Source organism: Spirillospora sp. NPDC048823 (assembly GCF_043198445.1).
Classification (GTDB): domain Bacteria; phylum Actinomycetota; class Actinomycetes; order Streptosporangiales; family Streptosporangiaceae; genus Spirillospora.
In genome coordinates this window covers 480,139-501,340 of the sequence record NZ_JBICUT010000001.1, presented here as the reverse complement: position 1 = coordinate 501,340, position 21,202 = coordinate 480,139, and the positions used below count along the sequence as shown (strand labels likewise).

Below are 21,202 nucleotides of genomic sequence, written 5' to 3'. Positions count from 1 at the left end.
GTCTCACACACCCTTCAGGTACCGGCCGAGCGCCGACAGCGGGAACACCAGGCGGTACAGGTGGTAGTTGATGTAGAAGTCGCCGGGGAAGCCGGTGCCGGTGAAGTGGTCCTCGTCCCACGTCCCGTCGGGGCGCTGGTGCTCGGCCAGCCACCGGACGCCGCGCTCGACGGCCGGGCCGCGCTCACCGGCGGCGAGGAGCGCGATCAGCGCCCACGCGGTCTGCGACGGCGTCGAGACGCCGTGCCCGACCCACGACCGGTCGCGGTAGGAGCGCAGGTCCTCGCCCCAGCCGCCGTCGTCGCGCTGGTGGCGTTCCAGCCAGCCCACCGCGTCCCGGATCACCGCCTTGCCCGGCCGGACGCCCGCCGCGATCAGCGCGGGCACGACGGCGCCCGTCCCGTACACGTGGTTGGCGCCCCACCGGCCGAACCAGGACCCGTCCGGTTCCTGCGCCTTCAGCAGCCACACCACGGCCCGTTTGACCAGGAGCGAGTCGGCCATGTCGCGGTGCGCCATCGCCTCCACGACGTGCGCGGTGACGTCGGCGGACGGCGGGTCGATGACTTCGCCGAAGTCGCAGAACGGCAGCCGGCGGCACAGCGCGCGGGTGTTGTCGGCGTCGAACGCGCCGAACCCGCCGTCCCGGGACACCATTCCGGCCATCCAGCGGACGCCCCGCTCGATCGCCGGCTCGGCCCGCGGATGCCGGACGCGGTTCAGCGCGATGACCGCCTCGGCGGTGTCGTCGACGTCGGGATAGCAGTCGTTGTCGAACTCGAACGCCCAGCCGCCCGGGGGCAGCCCGGGCCGCCGCACCGACCAGTCGCCGGGCCCCTTCACCTCCTCGCCGATCACCCAGCCGGCGGCCCGCTCCAGCGCCGGGTGCCCGGACGGCAGGCCGGCGTCGGCGAGCGCGTTCATGGCGAGGACGGTGTCCCAGACGGGGGACTGGCACGCCTCGAGCCGCCGCCCCCGCTCGTCGCGGATCGTGAACCGCTCGAGCCCGTCCAGGCCCCGTTGCATGACGGGGTGGTCGAGGCCGTAGCCGAGAAGGTTCAAGGCGATCAGCGAGTACACCCAGGGCGGCTGGATCCCGCCCCACGACCCGTCCCGCTCCTGCCGCGCGACGATCCACTCGCCGGCGCGGCGCAGCGCGGCCCTCCGCAGCGCCTTCACGGGCCGCCGCTCGTACACGTGCAGGGCCTTGTCGAGCGTCTCGAACACCTCGTCCCAGCCGGGCAGGGTCCGCCTCCCGCGCCGCGGGACGTCGTAGCCGGGGGTCAGCTCGTCCAGCCCGAACGGCAGCGGCCGGACCGGACGCAGCGCGCCCACGACCGTCAGCGGGACGATCGTCTGCCGCGCCCAGCACGCCCAGTCGTACACGTTCAGCGGGAACCAGCGCGGCAGGAACATCATCTCCGGCGGAAGCGCCGGCAGTTCGTCCCAGGGCCACCGGCCGAACATCGCCAGCCAGAACCGCGTGAACACGCGGGTCGCGGGGACGCCGCCCTCGCTGCGGATGTACGCGGCGGCGCGGATCATGTGGCCGGCGTCGGGCTCATCGCCGGCGAGCCGCAGCGCCACGTACGCCTCGACGGTCGTGGACAGGTCGGGCGGGCCGTCGTGGAAGTTCGCCCAGGTTCCGTCCGCGGCCTGCTGCGACCGGATCCAGCGGGCGGTCTCGCAGGTGTCGCCGCCGGTGCGGATGCCGAGGAACTCGCGCAGCAGCAGGTCCTCGGCGTCCATCGTCACGTTGGTCTGCAGCTCGCCCTTCCACCACCCCTCCGGCGACTGGAGGAGCAGCAGATGCTCGCGGGCCGCCTCCAGGGCCTCGGCGGCCGTCCGGGCCGGCCCCGCCTCCGGTGTCCGCAGGGTCTCCGGTGATCGCGTCGCCGTCATCAGTGGTCCCGCCCGGTGACGAAGTCGGCGATGTGCAGGAAGTCGGCGCGGACGGGTTCGGGCAGCCGGGCCGTGACCAGATGCTCGGCGGCGCGCTGGATGCGGCTCTCCGCCTCCATCTCGGCCCAGGCGCGTCCACCGGCCGCCTCCACCAGCGCGGCGGCCTCGGCCAGGTCGTCCTCGGACAGGCCGGGCCGGGCGTACAGCTCGGCGAGCCGCGCCGCCTCCGGCGCGTCGGCGTTCAGCGCCGCCACGACCGGCAGCGACATCTTGCGGGACCGCAGGTCCGACAGCGCCGGCTTGCCGGTGGACTCCGGGTCGCCCCAGATGCCGAGCAGGTCGTCGGCGAGCTGGAACGCGATCCCGAGGTCGGCGCCGAACTCCTCCAGCGCGTCGCAGAGGGGCTCGGGCGCCCCGTCCAGGACGGCGCCGATCGAGCATGAGCACGCCAGCAGGGCCGCGGTCTTGTCGGACGCCATCGTCAGGCACTCGTCCAGGCCGATCCGCCTGTGGGTCTCGAAGTCCATGTCGAGCGCCTGGCCGGCGATGAGGCGGCGCGTGGCGGCCGACAGTGCGCGCGCCGCCCGCGCGGAGCCCTGGCCGGGCGCCTCCAGCAGGACCTCGCCGGCGAGGGCGAGGAGCGCGTCACCGGCCAGGATCGCCGACGCCTCCCCGAACACCGTCCACGCGGCGGGCCGGTGCCGGCGCATCCGGTCGCCGTCCATGATGTCGTCGTGCAGGAGCGAGAACGCGTGGGTCAGCTCGACCGCGACCGCGCCCGGCAGCGCGCTCTCCGGCGGGGCCACGGCGGCGCGGGCCGACAGCAGCGCCAGCGCCGGGCGGAGCGCCTTGCCCGCCGGCGCCTTGCGCGGATGGCCCTCCTTGTCCGCCCAGCCGAGATGGTAGGCCGCGACACGGTAGGTGCGCGGGTCGAGCCGGCCGACCGCGGCGCGCAGCGCGCCGTCGACGAGCTCACGGACATCGGTCATCGAGACCGGAACAGCGGTCATGGGTTCCTCACCCTCTCCAGGTGGCCGTCCAGGTGGCGGCGGACCAGGCGGGCGGCGGTGAGGCCACTGCGCACTGCGCCCTCCATGGTGTCGGGCCAGCCCGTGTCGGTCCACGCGCCGGCCAGGAACAGGCCCGGTGCCCGTGTCGCGGCGCCGGGGCGGGCGCTCGCGCTGCCGGGACGCTGCCGGAACGTCGCCCGCCGCTCCCGCGTGACGAACAGGTCCACGACGGCGGCCTCCCGCGCGGCGGGCAGCAGCCGCCGCAGCTCCGGGACGAACCGGGCGCGCAGCTCGGCGGTCGGCATGTCGACCCAGCGGTCGGCGGCCGACAGCGAGACCGCGAGGTACTGGCCGCGGCGGTACCGCCCCGTCCTCAGCCCGCTCACCTCCGTCCGGTCGAACACCCACTGGACGGGCGAGCCGACGGCGGCGGCGAACGGCTCGTCCATGACCTTCCGGTCGTAGACGACGTGCACGTTCACGATCGGGCTGGCGTCCAGCTCGGGCCAGCGCAGCGGGTCGGGCAGCGCCTGGGCGGGCAGCAGCCGCGCCGCCGCGTCGTGCGGCACCGCCATGATCACGGCGTCGGCGGCGACGGGGACGCCGTCCACGACGACCTTCGGGTCGGTGGTGACCGCCTCGACCTTCGCCTTGAGGCGGACGGTCCCGCCCATCTCCGCGATCCGGCGCAGCGCCGGGCCGCCGTGCAGCTCCTCCAGCGGGACGCGCGGCAGCCCGATGTCGGCGGCGTCGGCGCGTCCGAACAGGGCGCGGCGGCACACCATCGCCGACAGGCCGAGCGCCGCGTCGTCCACCTCGGCGTTCAGCGCGGACGTGATGAACAGCCCCCACAGCGCCTGCCGGGCCCACGGCCGCTGCCCGTGCTCGGCCAGCCACGCCCCCGCGGAGACGGCGTCGAGCGCCGGGTCGGCGGGATCGAGCCGCTGCAGCCCGATCGACGCGCGGACGGCCCGGACCCGGTCGGCGGCCGACAGCGGCGAGTACCCCGCCAGCGCGGGCAGCAGATGCAGCGGGCTGGGCAGGTTCGACCGCCGCAGCCGCGCCGCCTCGCTGCCGGGCAGCAGGACGGGGACGTCGAACCGGTCCTGCATCTCCACCAGGTGGTCGGCGCGCAGCCTGCGCAGCAGCCCCTGATACGCCGTGCAGCACCGCAGGAAGACGTGCTGCCCGTTGTCGACGCACATCTCGCCCCGCAGGAACGAATGCGTGGCGCCGCCCAGCCAGGGCCGGGACTCCACGAGCGTGACCGGCACCCCCGACTCCTGCAGCGCGATCGCGGCGCTGATGCCCGCGAGCCCGCCGCCCACGATCACGACGCTCACCGCTCCACCCCCGACAGCGCGCGCGCCGCCACGACGGCCTTCTGCCATGTCGGCAGCGAGAGCCGTGAGTTCAGCGCGACGGACGGGCGCGCCGCGATGTTCTCCAGCAGCCGCCGGTAGATGCCCGCCATCGCCGCCGTGCAGGCGGCGCTGCGCCGGTCCAGCAGCGGCAGCAGCCGCAGCCCCTCGGCGTACCAGGCCCGCGCCCGCTCCGCCTGGAAGCCGACCAGCTCGTTCAGCCGCCACGGCGGGTCGACGAACATGCCGGACTCGTCCAGCTCCAGAGTGCAGCCGAACCGCTCCAGGTCCTCGGCGGGGATGTAGATCCGCCCGGCCATCCGGTCCTCGCGGAGGTCCCGCAGGATGTTGGTGAGCTGCAGCGCGACGCCGAGCGAGTCGGCGAGTCCCTCGGCCCGCTGCCGCCCGTCCGAGCCGAACACCCCGAGCGACAGCCGCCCGACCGTCCCCGCGACCCGCTGGCAGTAGCGCAGCAGGTCGTCGAACGTGGCGTAGTCGGCGCCCCGCACGTCGGCCTCGCAGCCGTCGATCAGCTCGTCGAACGCGTCCAGCGGGATCGGGTAGCGGCCCGCCGCGTCCGCGAGCGCGGTCAGCACCGGATGCCCCTCCAGCGCGGCGACGTCGGCGCGCCGCCGCAGCACGTCCTGCACGATCGCCAGCCGCTGCCGCGACCGGTCGAGCAGGTCGAGCCGCACGCACGCCGGCTCCGGGCCGTCGCCGACGTCGTCGATGCCGCGCGCGAACGCGTAGACCGCGCTCATCGCCCGCCGCTTCGGGACGGGCATCAGCCGGATCCCGTAGGAGAAGTTGCGGGCCTCCTCACGCACCACCCGCTCGCAGTGCCGATACGCCTCAAGAACCCGTTCGGAACGCTCACAAGTCTCCGAAACCGTCATCACTTCGTTCCCCCCTTACCGGCCGCGCGCGCCCACCGGGCCAGGACACCGGCCCGTCGCGGACGCGGCGGATGCGCGAGCACGTCGTAGCGGCCGCGCGCCAGAGCCGCCAGCGCCGCGCGGCCTCCGGCCACGTAGCCCGCCACGGCGAACCGCGCCCACCCCGTCAGGCCCGCCATCAGCGGCGCGGCCCCCCGGTCCAGGAGATCGGCGGCCCGGCCCGCCTCCAGCGCCAGGACGCCCCGCAGCCGCGTCGGCGTCACCGGCCGGGCCAGGTCGTCCTCGGCGCAGCCGAACCGGCGCAGGTCCTCGCCGGGCAGGTAGATCCGCCCGTTCCGGTAGTCCTCCCCGGCGTCCTGGCAGTGCTCGATGAGCTGCAGCGCGGTGCACACGTCGTCGGACGCCGCCACGAGGGCGGGCCGGTGGGCGCGGAAAAGGTGCAGGACGATGCGTCCCACCGGGGCGGCCGACAACGCGCAGTACTCCGTGACCTCCGTGAACGTCTCGTACCTGTGGACGACCTGGTCCTGGCGGTTCGCCCGGACCAGGTCGCGGAACGGCTCCGCCGGGAGCCGGTTGGCGTGCACCGTCCCGGCCAGCCTCCGTAACTGCGGCAGGGACGGCGTCCGTCCGGCGAACACGCGGTCGAGGTCGTCGTCCACGAGGCCGAGGAGCTTGGCGCGCTGCTCCGGCGGCGCCTCGTCGCCGATGTCGTCGACGAGCCGCGCGAAGCCGTAGACGGCCTTCAGCGCGGCGCGGTGCCGGCCGGGCAGCAGCCGTGCCGCGACCGGGAAGTTCTCCCGGGCGGCGAGCCGGTCCAGTGCGCGATCGTGCTCGTCGGCGCTCCAGCGCGATTCAATGATCACCTTCATGGTGATCGGCAGGACCGGCACCGGAAAAACCCCGGCCCGGGTATGGACTTGGTCAGCTTCCCGACCATGAGGGGCGAGCTTGCCGCTCCTGGCCGCACCCGGCTGGTACGGGCCCGCCTCGGAAGACCCGGGCGCCGAACGGTTCCCGAGGCGCCGGCGCCCCGAGGGTTGACCTTCTTACGTCCGCCGTGCAATAACAGTGTTACGTCAAGAAAACGTTGTTATCGAGAGGGTGGTCCATGACGCCGGGCACCGCGGCTCCGAGCGCGTTCGAGCTGGCCCAGCGGCAGGGCGACGAGGCGATTCGCACCACGCTGCTGGACGCCGCGAGCCGGCTGCTGGCCGCCGAGGGCCCGCAGGCCCTCGCGCTGCGCCGGATCGCCGCCGAGGCCGGCTGCTCCACCACCGTCCTGTACCGCATGTTCGGCGGCAAGGCCGGGCTCACCGAGGCGCTGTACATCGAGGGCTTCGAGCGGTTCCGCCGGCGCCTCGCCGCCGTCCCGCACGACCCCGACCCGCGCGTCACCCTGCGGGAACTGGGCCTCGCCTACCGGGCCGGCGCGCTCGCCGAACGCAACTACTACGGCCTGATGTTCGGCGAGCCGCTCCCCGGGTTCCAGCCGGGCGAGAAGGCCCTGGACACGGCGCTGTCCACGTTCGCCATCCTGGAGGAGGCCGTCGCCGCCTGCGCCGCCGCCGGCCTCCTGATCGACGCCGACCCGCGGCACGTCGCCGCCTCCTTCTGGGCCGGCATCCACGGCTTCGTCAGCCTCGAACTCGACGGCCACCTGCCCGACGCGGACACGATCCTCGACACCCTCATGCGCGGCGTGTCGTCCGGCTTCTTCGTCACCCCCCGGAAGTGAGGCCACCATGACCAACCCCTACCTGCAAGGGCTCCTCGCACCCGTCACCGAGGAGGTCACCGCCCACGACCTGCCCGTCACCGGACGCATCCCGTCCGGCCTGCGCGGCCGCTACCTGCGCATCGGCCCCAACCCGATCGGGGTCGAGGACGACTCGTCCTACCACTGGTTCCTCGGCGACGGCATGGTGCACGGCATCCGCCTCCGCGACGGCCGCGCCGAGTGGTACCGCAACCGCTGGGTCCGCTCCGAGAAGGTCGCCGAGCGGCTCGGCGAGCCGTGGCCCGCCGGACCGGTCGTCGAGAACTTCGACTTCGCCCCCAACACCCACGTCATCGCCCACAACGGCGACACCCTCGCCCTCGTCGAGGCGGGCGCCAGGCCGTACCGGCTCGACGACGAACTCCGCACCCTTGGCCCGTGCGATTTCGGCGGCACCCTCAAGGGCGGCTACACGGCCCACACGAAGAACGACCCGGAGACCGGCGAACTGCACGCCATCGGGTACTTCTTCGGCTGGGAGCACCTGGAGTACACCGTCCTGAGCGCGTCCGGCGAGATCGTCCGGTCGGTGGAGATCCCCGTCGCGGACGGCCCGATGGTGCACGACTTCGCGCTGACGCAGAAGTACGTCATCGTCTACGACCTGCCCATCACGTTCTCCATGGAGATGGCCGAGGCGGAGGTGCGCCTCCCGTACGCCTGGAACGACGCCCACCCCGCCCGCGTCGGCGTGATGCCGCGCGACGGCGGCGCCGGCGACGTCCGCTGGATCGACATCCCGCCGTGCTGGGTCTTCCACACCCTCAACGCCTACGACGACGGCGACCAGGTCGTCGTGGACCTGGCCCGCTTCCCGAGCTTCCTGCACGGCGGACGGCTGGAGGGCAACCCGCCCCCGACCCTGGACCGCTGGACGATCGACCCCGCCGCCGGGAAGGTCGTCCAGGAGACCGTCGACGACCGCCCGCAGGAGTTCCCGCGCGTGGACGAGCGGCTCAGCACGCGGCGGCACCGGTACGGCTACACCGTCACCGCCGAGGCCGCCGTCCAGAACCAGGCCGGTGAGGGCCTGATGAAGCACGACTACCAGGGCGGATCGTCCGAGACGCGCCTGTTCCCCGCCGGCTCCGGCGTGGGCGAGGCCGTGTTCGTGCCGTCCGCGCCCGACTCCGCCGAGGACGACGGCTACCTGATGGCCCTGGCGTTCGACCCGGTCAGGCAGGCCACCGACCTCGTCATCATCGCCTCCCAGGACTTCACCGGCGAACCCGTCGCGACCGTCCACCTGCCGGTCCGCGTGCCGCTGGGCTTCCACGGCTCCTGGGCGCCCGACCCGTCCTGAGCCGCCCGGTGGCCGGGGGCTAGTCTCGGGGAATGCCGACCCACGAGCGCGAGATCACCGAGGCCGTCGACCTGTGCCTTCCGGACGGGCGGCTCAACCCGGACGCCGTCGGCTGGACGCGCCGCCCGCTGCACCGCGCCAACCTGCGGGGCTGGGGGCGGGCCAAGCGCTGGGAGTACTGGGGCATCGTCACGCCCCGGCACATCATCGGCCTCGTCGCCTCGTCGCTGGACTACGCCGGCGTGCACGGCGTCTACGTCCTCGACCGCGAGACCGGCGAGGAGATCGGCAAGGACGCGATCGTCCCGCTGGCGCGCGGTGCCGTCCTGCCCGATCGCAGCGGTGAGGGGGAGGCGTCCGTGCGGGGCGGGGGAGTGGCGGTCGGTGTCCGGCAGCGTCCCGGCGGCTCCCGGGTGCGGGCGCTCGCGCCCGGCGTCGGTTTCGACCTCGATGTGGAGATCCCGCTGCCGGACGGCCACGAGTCGCTCGGCGTCGTGATCCCGTGGGGGCCCCGGCGGTTCCAGTACACGGTGAAGGACGTCGGGCGGCCGGTGACGGGGCGGCTGCTCCTCCCGTCAGGCGAGCACGAGATCGGGGAGGGCTCGTTCGCGGTGCTCGACCACGGGCGCGGCAAGTGGCCGTACCGGATGACGTGGAACTGGGCGGCGGCCGGCGGGCAGGGCCTGGCGCTCCAGCTCGGCGGCACATGGACGGACGGCACCGGCATGACCGAGAACGCGCTGTTCGTCGACGGCCGGCTCCACAAGATCGGCGAGGAGCTCGACTGGAGCTACGACCGCGCCGACTGGACGCGCCCCTGGACGATCACCGGCGGCCGGGTCGAGGCGGAGTTCCGCCCGTTCCACGAGAAGGTCGCGCGCACGGAACTGGGGATCGTCGGCAGCGAGACGCACCAGTGCTTCGGCCGCTTCAGCGGGCGCGCCCGGACCGACGACGGGGCGTGGATCGACTTCGACGGCCTCACCGGGTGGGCGGAGGAGGCCCGCCAGCGCTGGTGAGGCGGAGCCTCGCGTTGACGGAGCGGACCAGGTCCTCGGGCAGCTTGCAGACCTCGCGGTCGTAGGTGAGCAGGCCGTTCAGCTCGTCCTCGACGTCCGACAGCTGCGTGTAGACGGTCGCGCTGAGCCCGCGCGGGATCGCCGGGACGATCTGCCGGGCGTGCAGCCGGGCGAACGCGGCCCCGAGGCGCCCGGCGGAGTCGTACCGCCGGTAGCCGAAGTCCTTGTCGTTGAAGGCGTGGCCGTCCACCCGCAGGTTGTATCCGCCGTATTCGGACAGCACGAGCACGCGCGGGTCGCTGCGGCGGCGCGGCGCGCGGAAACGCCGGAAATAGACGTGCAGGCTGTTCAGGTCGCCCGCCCCCTGGTCGTGCCAGCCGCTCGCGTGGTCGACGGTCCTCGTCGGGTCGAGCGCCTTGACCTCGGCGGCGGCGTCGGCCGCGTCGAACTGGCCCCAGCCCTCGTTGAACGGCACCCAGACGGCGATGCTCACCACGTTCCGGAGATGCTCGACGGTCTCGCGCATCTCCTCGCGGAAGCGCTCGCGGCCGCCGGCGTCGCCCCGTCCGAACCACTCGTGCCTGCCGTCGCCGAGCCGCATCGGGACCACGGCGGGCGGTGTGATCACGGCCGGGCGGTACGGGCCGCCGCCGTTCACCATGTCCTGCCACACCAGGATGCCGAGCCGGTCGCAGTGGTGGTACCAGCGCAGCGGCTCCACCTTGATGTGCTCCCCCGCGTGCGCGGGGAGCAAATCTCCTCCTGAACCAACACGTTCAGGTACATCGGAGCACCCCCGCATGTGCGGGGAGCATGCGATCAAACGCTGCCAGACGACTTGAGCCATCGTGCGGACGTGGGAGCTCCGTGAGAACAGCCGAAACTCCGGTCCTGGTCACATGGTTCCGCTCACCTTTTCTGCCGCGCTATCCGAGGCGTTCCACCAAGTGGACGGTGACGTCGTCGCCGGCCTCCTTGCCGAGCGCCCGCCGGATCTCGGCCTTCACCGCCAGCTTATGGGTGCCGTCGCCGAGCGCCATGAACGACCCCTCGAACGGGTGCCCGTCGACGGTCCCCCTGACCTTGACCAGCCCTCGCGTCTTGAAGAAGGCCGCCGACTCGGGCCAGACGACGTACGTCCAGCCGCCCTTGGCCGGGCTCTTCCGCAGGGGCGCCGTGAGCTCCTCGTCCAGCGCGTACTGCTTGCTGCCGGTCTTCGTGGTCATCCGATGTCCTTCCCGGGGCACGGCGGCCCCTGGTTCGACGGTCACCGGTTGAGACCACCCGGGACGGCCGAACTCATCGCCGCCCGCTCCGCCGCACATCGGTTCCTGCCTCCCATAACGGCCTTTCAGCGTTTCCTTAAGACCTGAATAAGACATCGGGGAGCCGGGCCGGGGCGGTCGTTCATTTGGAACGCTGTGACTGCCGGCCGACACGCCGCTCGGCGCGGCGGGCCGAGCGCCGGGGCGACGGCTTCGGGGCGGTGCGCAGCCACAGCTCGATGTGGGCGCCGCCCAGCGGTGAGTGACCGACGCTCAGCGACCCGCCGGTGGACTCGGCAAGGCGCCGGGCGATGTCCAGGCCCAGGCCGGTGGACCCGGCGCCGCTGGCACCGCGGCGCAGCGCGGCGCCGACGTCGGCGATGCCGGGGCCGGCGTCGCTGAACAGCAGGCCGGTGGAGTGCCGGCCGCGGTGGACGGTGACACGGAAGGCGGTGCCGTGCGGGGTGTGCCGGAAGATGTTGCCCATCAGCGCGTCCAGCGCCGCGGCGAGGTCGGCCTCGGCGACCGGGACCGGCGCGGGCCCGTCGGCGCCGGCCAGGTCCCAGCCGCGGTCCTGGTCCTCGGCCAGCGCCGACCAGAACTGCAGCCGGCCGCGGACCACCTCGGCCGCGTCGCAGTCCGCGGCCGCCACGACCGCGCTCGACGTGCCGGACGTCCCGCCGGGCCGGCGCGCGGCGGCGATGATGTCGTCGACCGCCGTCTCCACCCGCTCCAGCGCGCTGCGGCTCTGCGCCAGCCGGCCGAGGTCGCCGGGGTTGGCGGCCAGCCCGTCGAGGTCGACGCGCAGGGCCGTCAGCGGGGTCCGCAGCCGGTGCGACAGGTCGGCGCCGGCCTCCCGCTCGGCCGCCAGCAGCCGGGCGAGCCGGTCGGCCATGTGGTTGAACGCCTCGCCTGCCGCGCGCAGCTCCGCCGGTCCCTGCGGATCGACGCGCGCCGCCAGGTCGCCCGCGGCGACGTGGGTCACCGCCTGCACCAGCCGGTCCGCGGCCCGCACCACCCGCTGGGCGAGCCGGTCGGCCATCGCCACCGACACCAGCACCAGCGCGAGCGCCACCAGGGCGAGGACCACCCAGGACTTGGCGACGCCCCGGCTCAGCTCCTCCTGCGGCACGTACACCTCGATGACCGCCAGCTGCCCGGCCTCCAGCAGCACCGGCCGCAGCAGCACCCGCCCGCCCGGCGCCGCGACGGTGGCGGTGCGGCTCTGCCGCCGCGCCGCGTCCAGGTCGGCGGGCGGGGCGTGCGGGGAACCCAGCACCTCACCGGTGGGCAGGTGCAGCGCCAGCCGTCCCGCCGTCCCGGCCGGGACGGAGCCGACCGCGTCGTCCAGCACGGCCGCGTCGGCGGTGACCGTCAGCACCGGCACCAGCGAGGCGGCCTGGCGTTCGGCCGCGGTCAGCGCCCGGTCCCGCGCCATCTGGCCGTTCAGCAGCCCCAGCGGGACGACGAACGACAGCGCCACCATCGCCGTCACCGCCGTCGCGATACGCGCCAGTGCGGTTCTCATCCGCCACACCCCTCCACCGACGGCGGACCAGTCGTTGCCCGAGTGAAAGATAGTGTCCGATGACGGGAATGAGGTCCATGCGAGCACGAATCGGTTTCTTGGCGGTCTGGATCGCCACCACGGTCACCGGCATGGTGATCAGCTGGGCGGGGCTGGGGGACGCGGTGCGCGGGACCACCCTGGCCGGCCCCGACCTCGCCGCCGAGGTGCCCGTCCGGCAGGGGCTGCCACCGGGACCGGCTCCCTCCTCCGGGACCTCCGGCGAACCGGAGCCCTCCCCGTCCCCCACCTCGTCCTCGCCGCGCCCCGGATCCGGTGGCGCGTCCACGGCCGCGCCCGGCGGCGGGCGCTCGGCGTCCCCGAAGGTGTCCCAGGCGCCGGGCGAGACGGTGCGCACCTACACGGTCAAGTCCGGACGCGTGGTGCTGGCGCTGTCCGACGACGAGGCGCGGCTGGTGTCGGCCACGCCCGACAACGGCTTCCGGGCCAAGGTGTGGAAGCAGTCCAAGTGGCTGCGCGTCGATCTGACCGACGACGTGCACGGCTCGGCGGTGTTCGCGAAATGGAACGGCCATCCGCCGATCATCCAGGTGTACGAGTACTGATCCGCCGGTCATTCCGGTGCCGTCAGCATCACGCCGACCCCCCGCACGGTGTGCAGATAGCGCGGCGCGGCGGACCGGTCGCCCAGTTTGCGGCGCAGCCAGGACAGGTGCACATCGATGGTCTGGTCGTCTCCGTAGGCCTGCTGCCACACCTCGATGAGAAGTTCCCGCCGGGTCACGACCCGCCCGGCGTTGCGGGCCAGGAACGCCAGCATGTCGAATTCCTTGCGGGACAGCTGCAGAATGTCCTCGCCCATTTTCGCCTGCCGCCGGTCGATGTCGACGACCAGTTCACCGATGACCATTGATTTCTGCCGTGTCTCCGTGCGCGCCCGCCGCAGTACCGCCTCGATCCGTGCGTGCAGATGGGCGGCCGAGAAAGGCTTGACCAGATAATCGTCGGCACCCGACTGCAGGAGGCGGATGATCTCCTGCTCGCCGTCCCGTGCCGTCGCCACGATCACCGGCACGTCCGAGACCGCGCGCAGCATCTTCAGTGCCTCACCGCCGTCGAGGTCGGGGAGCCCCAGGTCGAGGACGACCACGTCGGGCGCGTCGGCGGCCACGTCCCGCAGCGCGTCCAGCGCCCGCGCGGCGCTGCGCACCGCATGCCCCAAATCCCGCAGTTCCCGCAGAAACGCCTGCCGGACATGGTCGTCGTCTTCAACCAGCAACACTGTAGCCACGATCGGACAATAGACCCTTATATGTGGATCGAAAGACCGGGTTCGGAATGTTCGGTCATGCTTCGCCGGGCGGACCGGGGCCGCTATGGCCGCGCTCCGCCCGGCGAAGGAAAACCCGCCCGGCACCCCACCCCGGCCTCAGCTGTCGAGGAGGCCGAGCATCTGCCGGATCTGGTCCGTCCGGGACTCCTGGACGCGCTTGGCGAACGCCTTGGCGTCGCGGTTGCCGCCCTTGCCCGTCTCCATCCGCGCCATCTCCACGGCGTTGTGCTGATGCGCGACGAACAGGTTGAGGAACGCCGGTTCGAACCCGGCGCCCCTGGTCCGCTTCAGGGTCTTGATCTCCTTGGGGCCGGTGGCCGGCATGCCGCCGTGGGCGGCGTGCACGCTCGGCGGGTGGTCGTTCGTGGTCGGCTTCGACCACGAGCGGAGCCAGGAGCTCATCGTCTTCACCTCCTGCGACTGCGTCGCCACGACGGCCGCGGCGAGAATGCGCACCTCGTCGCGCTCGGCGCGCTCCGCGGCCACCCGGGCCATCTCCACTCCCTGCCGGTGATGCGCGATCATCATCTGCAGGAACATCACGTCGGTGTCGTTGTAGCCGGACGCGGCCGGGGCGGCCGAGGAGGCGCCAGCCGGGTCGGACGATGCGCTCCGCTCCTGCCCGCCGCCGCACGCCGTCAGCAGCAGGGGCACGACGAGCACCGCCGGCAGCACGGCGCGGCGGCGGGGACGGGGGCTCACGGCGCCAGCCACAGGGCCGGGGTGAACACCGGCTCCCAGCTGCGGATCGTCGTGTGCGCCTGGCGGCACCGGTACCGGACGCCCTCGTAGGTGACCTCGTCGCCGACGCGGTACGTCACGCCCGGCCGCCAGGCCTCACCGTCCGCGGGCGCGCCGGTCGGCGCGGGCCGCGTCGGGGGAGTGGAGGGCGCGGTCGTCGGGGGAGTGGAGGGCTCGGCCGTCGGGCCGGGTGACGGGGCAGGCGGCTGTGTCCCTGAGCCGCCGCCGATGTCGAGGTCGACGCAGTTGTAGAACGCCATGGGCGTGTCACCGATGTTCCACACCGCCAGGACGGTCTGCCGCCCCGGGAAGTCGCTGAGGTCGACCTGGTGCGTCACGACCGAGTTCGGGATCTGGTTGCCGTCGTCGAAGACGGCCACGCGGGTGCCGCCGACGAAGTATTCCCAGGTGCTGGTGCGGTGGCGTGCGGTGAGCGTCCAGCTGAAGCTCACCGTGCCGCCGACGGACTTCGCCGGCCAGTTGCGGCTCTCATCGGACAGCACCGCGAATTGGCTGAGCCCGCCGTGGCAGTTGCGCAGTCCCTTCGGGCCTTCGACGCTTTGCGGCTCGAACTGGATGGGACCGCAGTCGGGCACGGCGCCCGCGGCGCACAATGCCTGCCGGCTCGGCGGGGACGAGATGTAGCCGTGCGCGGCCGCGGGACCGGCGGTGACCAGCGTCGACCCGGCGGCCGTGAAAATGGCGAGTGGATAGGCGATGGTCCTGCGCATACAGGAATTCCTTCCCATTGTTCTTCCGGTCGGCCGCCGGAATTCGGCGACTTCCGATTGCCGTCAGGACGTTAGCCACAACTCTTTTAAAGCCGCCTTAACGACCGGGGAAGCGATCGTCAACGTCCGGGGTGCCCGCCACGCCGCACCGGCCCATGCCCGCTGCGCCTCCCGGCCGCGGCGTCCGGCCGGGGGGCGGCACGGGCTCCGGCCGTGCCGGTGGCCCCGGGGAGGGTGCAAGTAGCTTGATGTCGAGATAAATTGGAGATAGCTTGACGTCAAGAGAAAACCGGCAGAAGTTAGGCTCCCCCGATTCTCGGTCAGAAGCCCGACTAGGGCAGGATCAAGAAGGTGAGCAGGTACCCGCCTCGCCACGCACGACGTCGGCCACGGGCGGGACACGAAGACCAAGACGAAGCGCCGCGCGCTCATGTCCCGGACCGGACGCGCGGTGTCGACGGAGGAGGAGTCCGTGTCCGCGAACAGCTTCGGCAGCCTTGACAAGCTGCAGGTAGGCGACAAGTCGTACGACATCCACCGGCTGGACGCGGTCGAGGGCTCGGCCCGTCTCCCGTACAGCCTGAAGGTGCTCCTGGAGAACCTCCTGCGCACCGAGGACGGCGCGAACGTCACGGCCGACCACATCCGCGCGCTCGCCGGGTGGAACCCGCAGGCGGAGCCGAGCAAGGAGATCCAGTTCACCCCGGCCCGCGTGATCATGCAGGACTTCACCGGCGTGCCGTGCGTGGTGGACCTGGCCACGATGCGCGAGGCCGTCCGCGAACTGGGCGGGGACGCGAGCAACATCAACCCGCTCGCCCCGGCCGAGATGGTCATCGACCACTCCGTCATCGTCGACTACTTCGGCACGCCGCAGGCGTTCGAGCGCAACGTGCAGCGGGAGTACGAGCGCAACAAGGAGCGCTACCAGTTCCTGCGCTGGGGGCAGACGGCGTTCGACGAGTTCAAGGTCGTCCCGCCCGGCACCGGCATCGTCCACCAGGTCAACATCGAGCACCTCGCCCGCGTCGTGTTCGACCGGAACGGCGCCGCCTACCCCGACACGTGCGTCGGCACCGACTCGCACACGACCATGCAGAACGGCATCGGCGTCCTCGGGTGGGGCGTCGGCGGCATCGAGGCCGAGGCGGCGATGCTCGGCCAGCCGATCTCGATGCTCATCCCGCGCGTCGTCGGCTTCAAGCTGACCGGTGAGCTGCCCGCCGGCACCACCGCGACCGACCTGGTGCTGACCATCACCGAGATGCTGCGCGAGCACGGCGTCGTCGGCAAGTTCGTCGAGTTCTACGGCGAGGGCGTGCACGCGCTGCCGCTGGCCAACCGCGCCACGATCGGCAACATGAGCCCCGAGTTCGGCTCCACCTGCGCGATCTTCCCTGTCGACGGCGAGACGCTGAAGTACCTGCGGCTGACCGGCCGCGACGAGGAGCAGATCGCGCTCGTCGAGGCGTACGCGAAGGCGCAGGGCATGTGGCTCGACCCGTCCGTCGAGCCCGAGTTCTCCGAGTACCTGGAGCTGGACCTCTCGACGGTCGTCCCGTCGCTGGCCGGCCCGAAGCGCCCGCAGGACCGCATCGCCCTGTCGAACGCCAAGACCACCTGGCGTCGGGACGTGCAGAACTACGTCGAGAGCGTCCTGGGCGCGCTGGACGAGGCGTCCAACGAGAGCTTCCCGGCCTCGGACAGCCCGGCGATCCACCAGGAGACCGAGGGCGACAAGCCCCGGCACGTCGACGCCAACGGCTCCGGCCGCCCGCACCACCGCGTCCCCGTCACCCTCGACGACGGGACGAGCTTCGAACTCGACCACGGCCACGTCGCCGTCGCCGCCATCACGTCCTGCACCAACACGTCCAACCCGTACGTGATGATCGGCGCGGCGCTGCTGGCCAGGAACGCCGTGGAGAAGGGCCTGACCCGCAAGCCGTGGGTCAAGACCTCGCTCGCGCCCGGATCGCAGGTCGTCACCGACTACTACGAGCGCGCCGGCCTCACCCCGTACCTCGACAAGATCGGCTTCAACCTCGTCGGGTACGGCTGCACCACCTGCATCGGCAACACCGGCCCGCTGCAGCCGGAGATCTCCAAGGCCGTCAACGACAACGACCTCGCGGTCACCGCGGTGCTGTCCGGCAACCGCAACTTCGAAGGCCGCATCAGCCCCGACGTGAAGATGAACTACCTGGCGTCGCCGCCGCTGGTCATCGCCTACGCGCTCGCCGGGACGATGGACATCGACATCCTCAACGACCCGATCGCCGAGGGCACCGACGGCCCCGTCTACCTACGCGACCTGTGGCCCGAGCCGGAGGAGGTCGCCTCGATCGTCGAGTCGTCCATCGGGCAGGAGATGTTCGTCAAGGACTACGCCGACGTCTTCAAGGGCGACGAGCGCTGGACCGGCCTCGACATCCCGACCGGCGACCTGTTCGAGTGGGACCCGGACTCCACCTACGTCCGCAAGGCCCCGTACTTCGACGGCATGGGCGCCGAGCCGGAGCCGGTCACCGACATCCACGGCGCCCGCGTCCTGGCGAAGCTGGGCGACTCGGTCACCACCGACCACATCTCCCCGGCCGGGGCCATCAAGGTCGGGACGCCCGCCGCGCAGTACCTCCAGGACAACGGCGTCGCGGTCAAGGACTTCAACTCCTACGGCTCGCGCCGCGGCAACCACGAGGTCATGATCCGCGGGACGTTCGCCAACATCCGGCTCCGCAACCAGCTCCTGGACGACGTCGAGGGCGGCTACACCCGCGACTTCACCCGGGACGGCTCACCCCAGTCGTTCATCTACGACGCGTCGCAGAACTACGTCGCGCAGGGCATCCCGCTCGTGGTCATCGCCGGCAAGGAGTACGGCTCCGGCTCGTCCCGCGACTGGGCCGCCAAGGGCACCGCGCTCCTCGGCGTCCGCGCCGTCATCGCCGAGTCCTACGAGCGCATCCACCGCTCGAACCTCATCGGCCTCGGCGTCCTGCCGCTGCAGTTCAAGGACGGCGAGTCCGCGGAGTCCCTCGGCCTCACCGGCACCGAGACGTTCGACATCACGGGCGTCACCGCCATGAACGAGGGCGGCGTCCCCGACGAGGTGACGGTGAAGGCGGACGGCAAGGAGTTCACCGCCACCGTCCGCATCGACACCCCCGGCGAGGCGGACTACTACCGCAACGGCGGCATCCTCCAGTACGTCCTCCGCAACCTGATCCGCAAGTAACCCACACCACCGTGAACGGGCCGCTCCTCACGGGGCGGCCCGTTCGCGTCGCAAGGGCTTGGCGCGGGAGACCCGTCCTAACCGAGCAGGCGCAGGGCCGTGGCGCGGAGCTTCTCGTCCGGATGCGGGATCTCCGGCGGCCAGCCCACCGGCATCAGGCGCGTCGGCGACCAGGCGCAGTGCCGGAGCCTCGGCCGCAGTTCCGCCGGTGTCGTGCCGATCTCGGCCAGGGTCTCCAGCGCGCGCAGCCCGACCGGGGAGGCCCCGGCGAGTTCCGTCAGGATCGGCACCGCGGACGCGGAGTCGCCGGTGATGCGCCAGAGCGCCTCCGCGGCGGCCATCCGAGGCCAGGGCTCCGGTGAGCCGAGGAGTTCCTCGATCCTCGGGACCAGGGGAGCGCCCGCGGCGCCCAGGCGGCCGGCCTCGGGGAGATACCAGGCGATCTGCCGTCCCGTCGTCAGCAGCGGTTCGAGCACGCGGATCGCGGGCGCCGCCTCGCCGGTGAGCAGCGCGCGGGAGGCGGCGGCGGTCGCACGCAGCATCTCGTCGTCGCTCTTCATCGCTTCGGCCAGCAGCCCCAGAACCTCGCGGTCCGCCCCGTCGAGCGTGCCCAGGACGCGGGCCACCGGGATGACGGCCCGCCCGGCGCGGAGGAGATCGGTGAGCTCGGGGAGCAGTCGCGCGGCGGCCGGGGGATCGAGAGCGGAGACCAACGCGATCGCGCTGTTGCCGTCGGCGGCCGGGAGCGCCTTCCGGACGTGCGCGAGCGCGTCGCCGGGGGCCACGGCCAGTGCCATCGCACACGGCTCGAACGGACCGGCCAGGACCCGCTCGTCTCCGCACCGGGCCAGGGCGAGCTGGGCGGCCTGCGCCACTCGGGGTTCCGCCGAGGCCGCATGCCCGAGGAGCACATCCCGCAGCCCGGCCTCCACGTCCTGCACACCGCTGATCCAGCGGGCGATCGCTTCCAGTCGGAGCCCGAGCGCGTCGGCGTCCACCTGGTGCGGCAGCGCGGCGGCGAGGACTGCCACGACCTGTTCTTCGTGGTCGCGCCAGGCGTTGGCCACGTCCTCGGCCAGCCAGGACCCCCGCCCACGGGGGTCGCCGGCGGCCACCCAGCGGGCGGCGACCGCGAGCCCGGCGTCCACGTCCGCCGTGAGCAGCGTGGTCAGCCGATCCTCCTGGCTGCCCAGTTCGGGAAAGGTCTCCCCGTCCGCGTGCGTGCCGTCGGCGGCGAGCACGTCGATCAGCTCGGCCGGGTAGGGCGGCGCCGACCGTTCGAGACGCAGCAGCGCGGAGGCCAGCCGGATCGCAGGGACGCCGTCGCTCAGCGCAGCGGCCTCCCGCGCCTCGTCCGGGTCCGCCCGGGCGAGTGCGGTCAGCGCGTCGGCGCGTACGTCGGCGTCCGGGTCGGCGACGTACACCGCGGTCAGCCGCTCCGCGACCGCCTCGGGGTCGGTCGCCACGGCGGCCACCCGGACGGCCATCCGGCGAACGGCCGGATCCGCGTCATCCAGGCAGGACGACAAGTCCGGCGCCACCGCTCCGACCGCCGCCCGGGCGGCCTCGGTCACCGCATCCGCGGGCGTCGCCTGGTCGGCGATCACGACGAGCAGCAGCAGCACGTGATCGCGTTTGAGCACGGCGTGTAGCGCGGCGTGGGCCAGGAACGGAACCGCCTCCACCGTCGCCGGGTAGACCGTGCCCTGGTGGTGGACGTTGCCGAACAGCTCGTAGAGAGCCTCCTCGACCTGCTCCTCGTCCTCCAGGTAGAGCGCGCGGATCAGCTCGGGGACGTCGTCGGCGGCGCCGTAGGCATGGGTCAGCGCAGACCAATCGACCGACGACAGCTCCTCGGGGGGACGCATGAAACGCGACCCTATCCATGCGGCCGACGAGGTGTTACAGGACGCACGGGAAATGCCCCGCTCCCGGTCAGGGGTCGGGGCACTCTCGCGTCTCGGGGAGTGTCAGTGCTTGAGGACGTCCACCAAGGCTGCGAACTCGTCGCGTCCCAGGAGCAGCTTGGGCCCGTCCGGGTTCTTGGAGTCGCGGACGGCGATGATGCCGGGGCCCGACGCGAGTTCGACGCACTCGCCTCCGGTACCGCCGCTGTGGGTGCTCTTTCGCCAGGTGGCCGTGTTCAGGTCCATCGTTCTGCCTGCACCTTTCGGATGACATCAAGCGACTGATCTGTCGGGAGGGCCAAGGCCCGCACCTCTCGCAGTGTCCGGCGGATGGTGGCGAGCTCGTCACTCCCCTCCAATGTGAATCCGCGTGCCGGGCACTCGAAGTACGCGACCTCCCGCATATCCTCCATGGTCGCGATCGTAAAGGAACTGATGTTCCCGAGGTGGTCGCCTCGCATCTTCACGATTTGCAGGGATACCCCCAGGGTCTTCGGCGCCTCGATGAGGTGATCACACTGCTCACGCATGATCTGCGGGTTCCCGACCTCGCGTAGCAGTACGCCCTCGTCCACAAGGAAGGTGCAGCCGGGCGGGGGCGGACTCTTGCGGGTGAGGATGCCCTGCCGGGCGAGGCGTTCCTCGGTCTTCTCCTTGTCGCCGTACAGCAGCACCTCGGCGTAGCCGGGTGTCTGGAGCAGGCCGTGGACGAGCGAGAGGCTGTAGCAGGTCAGCTCCTCCGCCGTCTCCTCGATTGGGAGCCACTCGTACCAGGTCGGGAACTCGGCCCCCTTCACGAGGTCCTCCCAGAACTCGACCAGCTCACCGTTCGCCTCGAACTCCTGATCCATCTGCTCGGCGAACTCGCGGGTGCAGCGCGTCCGGCCGGTTTCGACCTGCCCGATGTACTGAGACGTGACGCCCTCTCCGTCACGAGCGCGACGTGCAACGTTCTCCTGGCTCCATCCCTTCGCCTCCCGGAATCTGCGGAACCTGCGCCCGAACGCGACCAGGCTCGGGCTGACCTTCGCTCTCGACCGTCGTGGTGCCATGCGGGCATCGTTCACCAACCTTGACTCAAGCGGCTACCAAGTTCAGAAATCTGGTCAGAAGAGATAGCCAGGCAACCACCTGCGCTTCGTGACGCTGAGTACGTGCGTGGTGGCTCAATAGGGGGCGATCAATCCG

At 72.3% G+C, this 21,202-nt stretch carries 19 protein-coding genes; 5 read left to right on the top strand and 14 right to left on the bottom strand.

Going from position 1 to position 21,202, the window contains the following annotated elements; genetic code table 11:
* Positions 1–3 precede the first annotated feature (3 nt).
* Genes shc through hpnC form a run of 5 tightly spaced genes read right to left on the bottom strand, consistent with a single transcriptional unit; the run spans position 4 to position 6,035 of the window.
* Positions 4–1,902, bottom strand: a complete 1,899-nt coding sequence (shc, locus tag ACGFK0_RS02105) for a squalene--hopene cyclase (RefSeq protein WP_392898746.1) — start codon at positions 1,900–1,902, stop codon at positions 4–6.
* Positions 1,902–2,912, bottom strand: a complete 1,011-nt coding sequence (locus ACGFK0_RS02100; RefSeq protein WP_392898743.1) for a polyprenyl synthetase family protein — start codon at positions 2,910–2,912, stop codon at positions 1,902–1,904. The genes shc and ACGFK0_RS02100 overlap by 1 nt, the downstream gene beginning before the upstream one ends.
* Positions 2,909–4,255 carry a hydroxysqualene dehydroxylase HpnE gene (gene hpnE, locus ACGFK0_RS02095; RefSeq protein ID WP_392898741.1) on the bottom strand — a complete coding sequence of 449 codons (1,347 nt, stop codon included), beginning with the start codon at positions 4,253–4,255 and terminating at the stop codon, positions 2,909–2,911. The genes ACGFK0_RS02100 and hpnE overlap by 4 nt, the downstream gene beginning before the upstream one ends.
* Complete coding sequence (hpnD, locus tag ACGFK0_RS02090; protein WP_392898738.1) at positions 4,252–5,169, bottom strand: presqualene diphosphate synthase HpnD; 918 nt, start codon at positions 5,167–5,169, stop codon at positions 4,252–4,254. Before hpnD ends, hpnE begins: the two co-directional genes overlap by 4 nt.
* Positions 5,169–6,035: a squalene synthase HpnC gene (hpnC, locus tag ACGFK0_RS02085; RefSeq protein ID WP_392898735.1), complete on the bottom strand. Its 867-nt coding sequence runs from the start codon at positions 6,033–6,035 to the stop codon at positions 5,169–5,171. The genes hpnD and hpnC overlap by 1 nt, the downstream gene beginning before the upstream one ends.
* A 245-nt stretch (positions 6,036–6,280) precedes the next feature.
* Here hpnC and ACGFK0_RS02080 point away from each other — a divergent pair, with 245 nt between their 5' ends.
* The 3 genes from ACGFK0_RS02080 to ACGFK0_RS02070 are packed head-to-tail and all read left to right on the top strand — an operon-like array spanning position 6,281 to position 9,271.
* Positions 6,281–6,907 carry a TetR/AcrR family transcriptional regulator gene (locus ACGFK0_RS02080; RefSeq protein ID WP_392898733.1) on the top strand — a complete coding sequence of 209 codons (627 nt, stop codon included), beginning with the start codon at positions 6,281–6,283 and terminating at the stop codon, positions 6,905–6,907.
* 7 nt (positions 6,908–6,914) lie between these two features.
* Positions 6,915–8,252: a carotenoid oxygenase family protein gene (locus ACGFK0_RS02075; protein ID WP_392898730.1), complete on the top strand. Its 1,338-nt coding sequence runs from the start codon at positions 6,915–6,917 to the stop codon at positions 8,250–8,252.
* Between the two features lie 32 nt (positions 8,253–8,284).
* Positions 8,285–9,271 carry a DUF2804 domain-containing protein gene (locus ACGFK0_RS02070; protein WP_392898727.1) on the top strand — a complete coding sequence of 329 codons (987 nt, stop codon included), beginning with the start codon at positions 8,285–8,287 and terminating at the stop codon, positions 9,269–9,271.
* Here the strand turns inward: ACGFK0_RS02070 and ACGFK0_RS02065 are convergent.
* The 3 genes from ACGFK0_RS02065 to ACGFK0_RS02055 form a co-directional block, all read right to left on the bottom strand.
* Positions 9,234–10,025 (bottom strand): hypothetical protein, encoded by a 792-nt coding sequence (locus ACGFK0_RS02065; RefSeq protein ID WP_392898724.1) that lies wholly within the window; start codon positions 10,023–10,025, stop codon positions 9,234–9,236. The two genes, ACGFK0_RS02070 and ACGFK0_RS02065, sit on opposite strands and share 38 nt — an antisense overlap.
* A gap of 172 nt (positions 10,026–10,197) precedes the next feature.
* Entirely contained in the window at positions 10,198–10,497 is a 300-nt protein-coding gene (locus ACGFK0_RS02060) for a DUF1905 domain-containing protein (RefSeq protein ID WP_392898722.1), read from the bottom strand.
* Positions 10,498–10,678: 181 nt separating this feature from the next.
* Complete coding sequence (locus tag ACGFK0_RS02055) at positions 10,679–12,064, bottom strand: sensor histidine kinase (protein ID WP_392898719.1); 1,386 nt, start codon at positions 12,062–12,064, stop codon at positions 10,679–10,681.
* A gap of 77 nt (positions 12,065–12,141) precedes the next feature.
* Here ACGFK0_RS02055 and ACGFK0_RS02050 point away from each other — a divergent pair, with 77 nt between their 5' ends.
* Entirely contained in the window at positions 12,142–12,669 is a 528-nt protein-coding gene (locus tag ACGFK0_RS02050; RefSeq protein WP_392898717.1) for a hypothetical protein, read from the top strand.
* A gap of 8 nt (positions 12,670–12,677) precedes the next feature.
* Here ACGFK0_RS02050 and ACGFK0_RS02045 read toward each other — a convergent pair whose 3' ends face one another.
* The 3 genes from ACGFK0_RS02045 to ACGFK0_RS02035 all read right to left on the bottom strand — a co-directional run bounded on the left by ACGFK0_RS02045 (position 12,678) and on the right by ACGFK0_RS02035 (position 14,869).
* The gene (locus ACGFK0_RS02045; protein WP_392898714.1) at positions 12,678–13,355 is read right to left on the bottom strand and encodes a response regulator transcription factor; all 678 of its coding nucleotides are present in this window, start codon (positions 13,353–13,355) and stop codon (positions 12,678–12,680) included.
* 138 nt (positions 13,356–13,493) lie between these two features.
* Positions 13,494–14,099 carry a DUF305 domain-containing protein gene (locus ACGFK0_RS02040; protein WP_392898712.1) on the bottom strand — a complete coding sequence of 202 codons (606 nt, stop codon included), beginning with the start codon at positions 14,097–14,099 and terminating at the stop codon, positions 13,494–13,496.
* Positions 14,096–14,869: a lytic polysaccharide monooxygenase gene (locus tag ACGFK0_RS02035; protein WP_392898710.1), complete on the bottom strand. Its 774-nt coding sequence runs from the start codon at positions 14,867–14,869 to the stop codon at positions 14,096–14,098. Before ACGFK0_RS02035 ends, ACGFK0_RS02040 begins: the two co-directional genes overlap by 4 nt.
* A 472-nt stretch (positions 14,870–15,341) precedes the next feature.
* On the opposite strand from ACGFK0_RS02035, the gene acnA reads away from it, so the two are divergent.
* Positions 15,342–18,107, top strand: a complete 2,766-nt coding sequence (acnA, locus tag ACGFK0_RS02030; RefSeq protein WP_392898708.1) for an aconitate hydratase AcnA — start codon at positions 15,342–15,344, stop codon at positions 18,105–18,107.
* Positions 18,108–18,184: 77 nt separating this feature from the next.
* Here the strand turns inward: acnA and ACGFK0_RS02025 are convergent, their stop codons facing one another.
* The 3 genes from ACGFK0_RS02025 to ACGFK0_RS02015 form a co-directional block, all read right to left on the bottom strand.
* Positions 18,185–19,975 carry a hypothetical protein gene (locus ACGFK0_RS02025; RefSeq protein ID WP_392898706.1) on the bottom strand — a complete coding sequence of 597 codons (1,791 nt, stop codon included), beginning with the start codon at positions 19,973–19,975 and terminating at the stop codon, positions 18,185–18,187.
* A gap of 102 nt (positions 19,976–20,077) precedes the next feature.
* On the bottom strand, positions 20,078–20,260 hold the full coding sequence (locus ACGFK0_RS02020) for a DUF397 domain-containing protein (RefSeq protein ID WP_392898704.1): 183 nt from the start codon (positions 20,258–20,260) through the stop codon (positions 20,078–20,080).
* A complete protein-coding gene (locus tag ACGFK0_RS02015) occupies positions 20,251–21,081 on the bottom strand; it encodes a Scr1 family TA system antitoxin-like transcriptional regulator (protein ID WP_392898701.1) in 831 nt (276 codons plus the stop codon). Before ACGFK0_RS02015 ends, ACGFK0_RS02020 begins: the two co-directional genes overlap by 10 nt.
* Between the last annotated feature and the right edge of the window lie 121 nt (positions 21,082–21,202).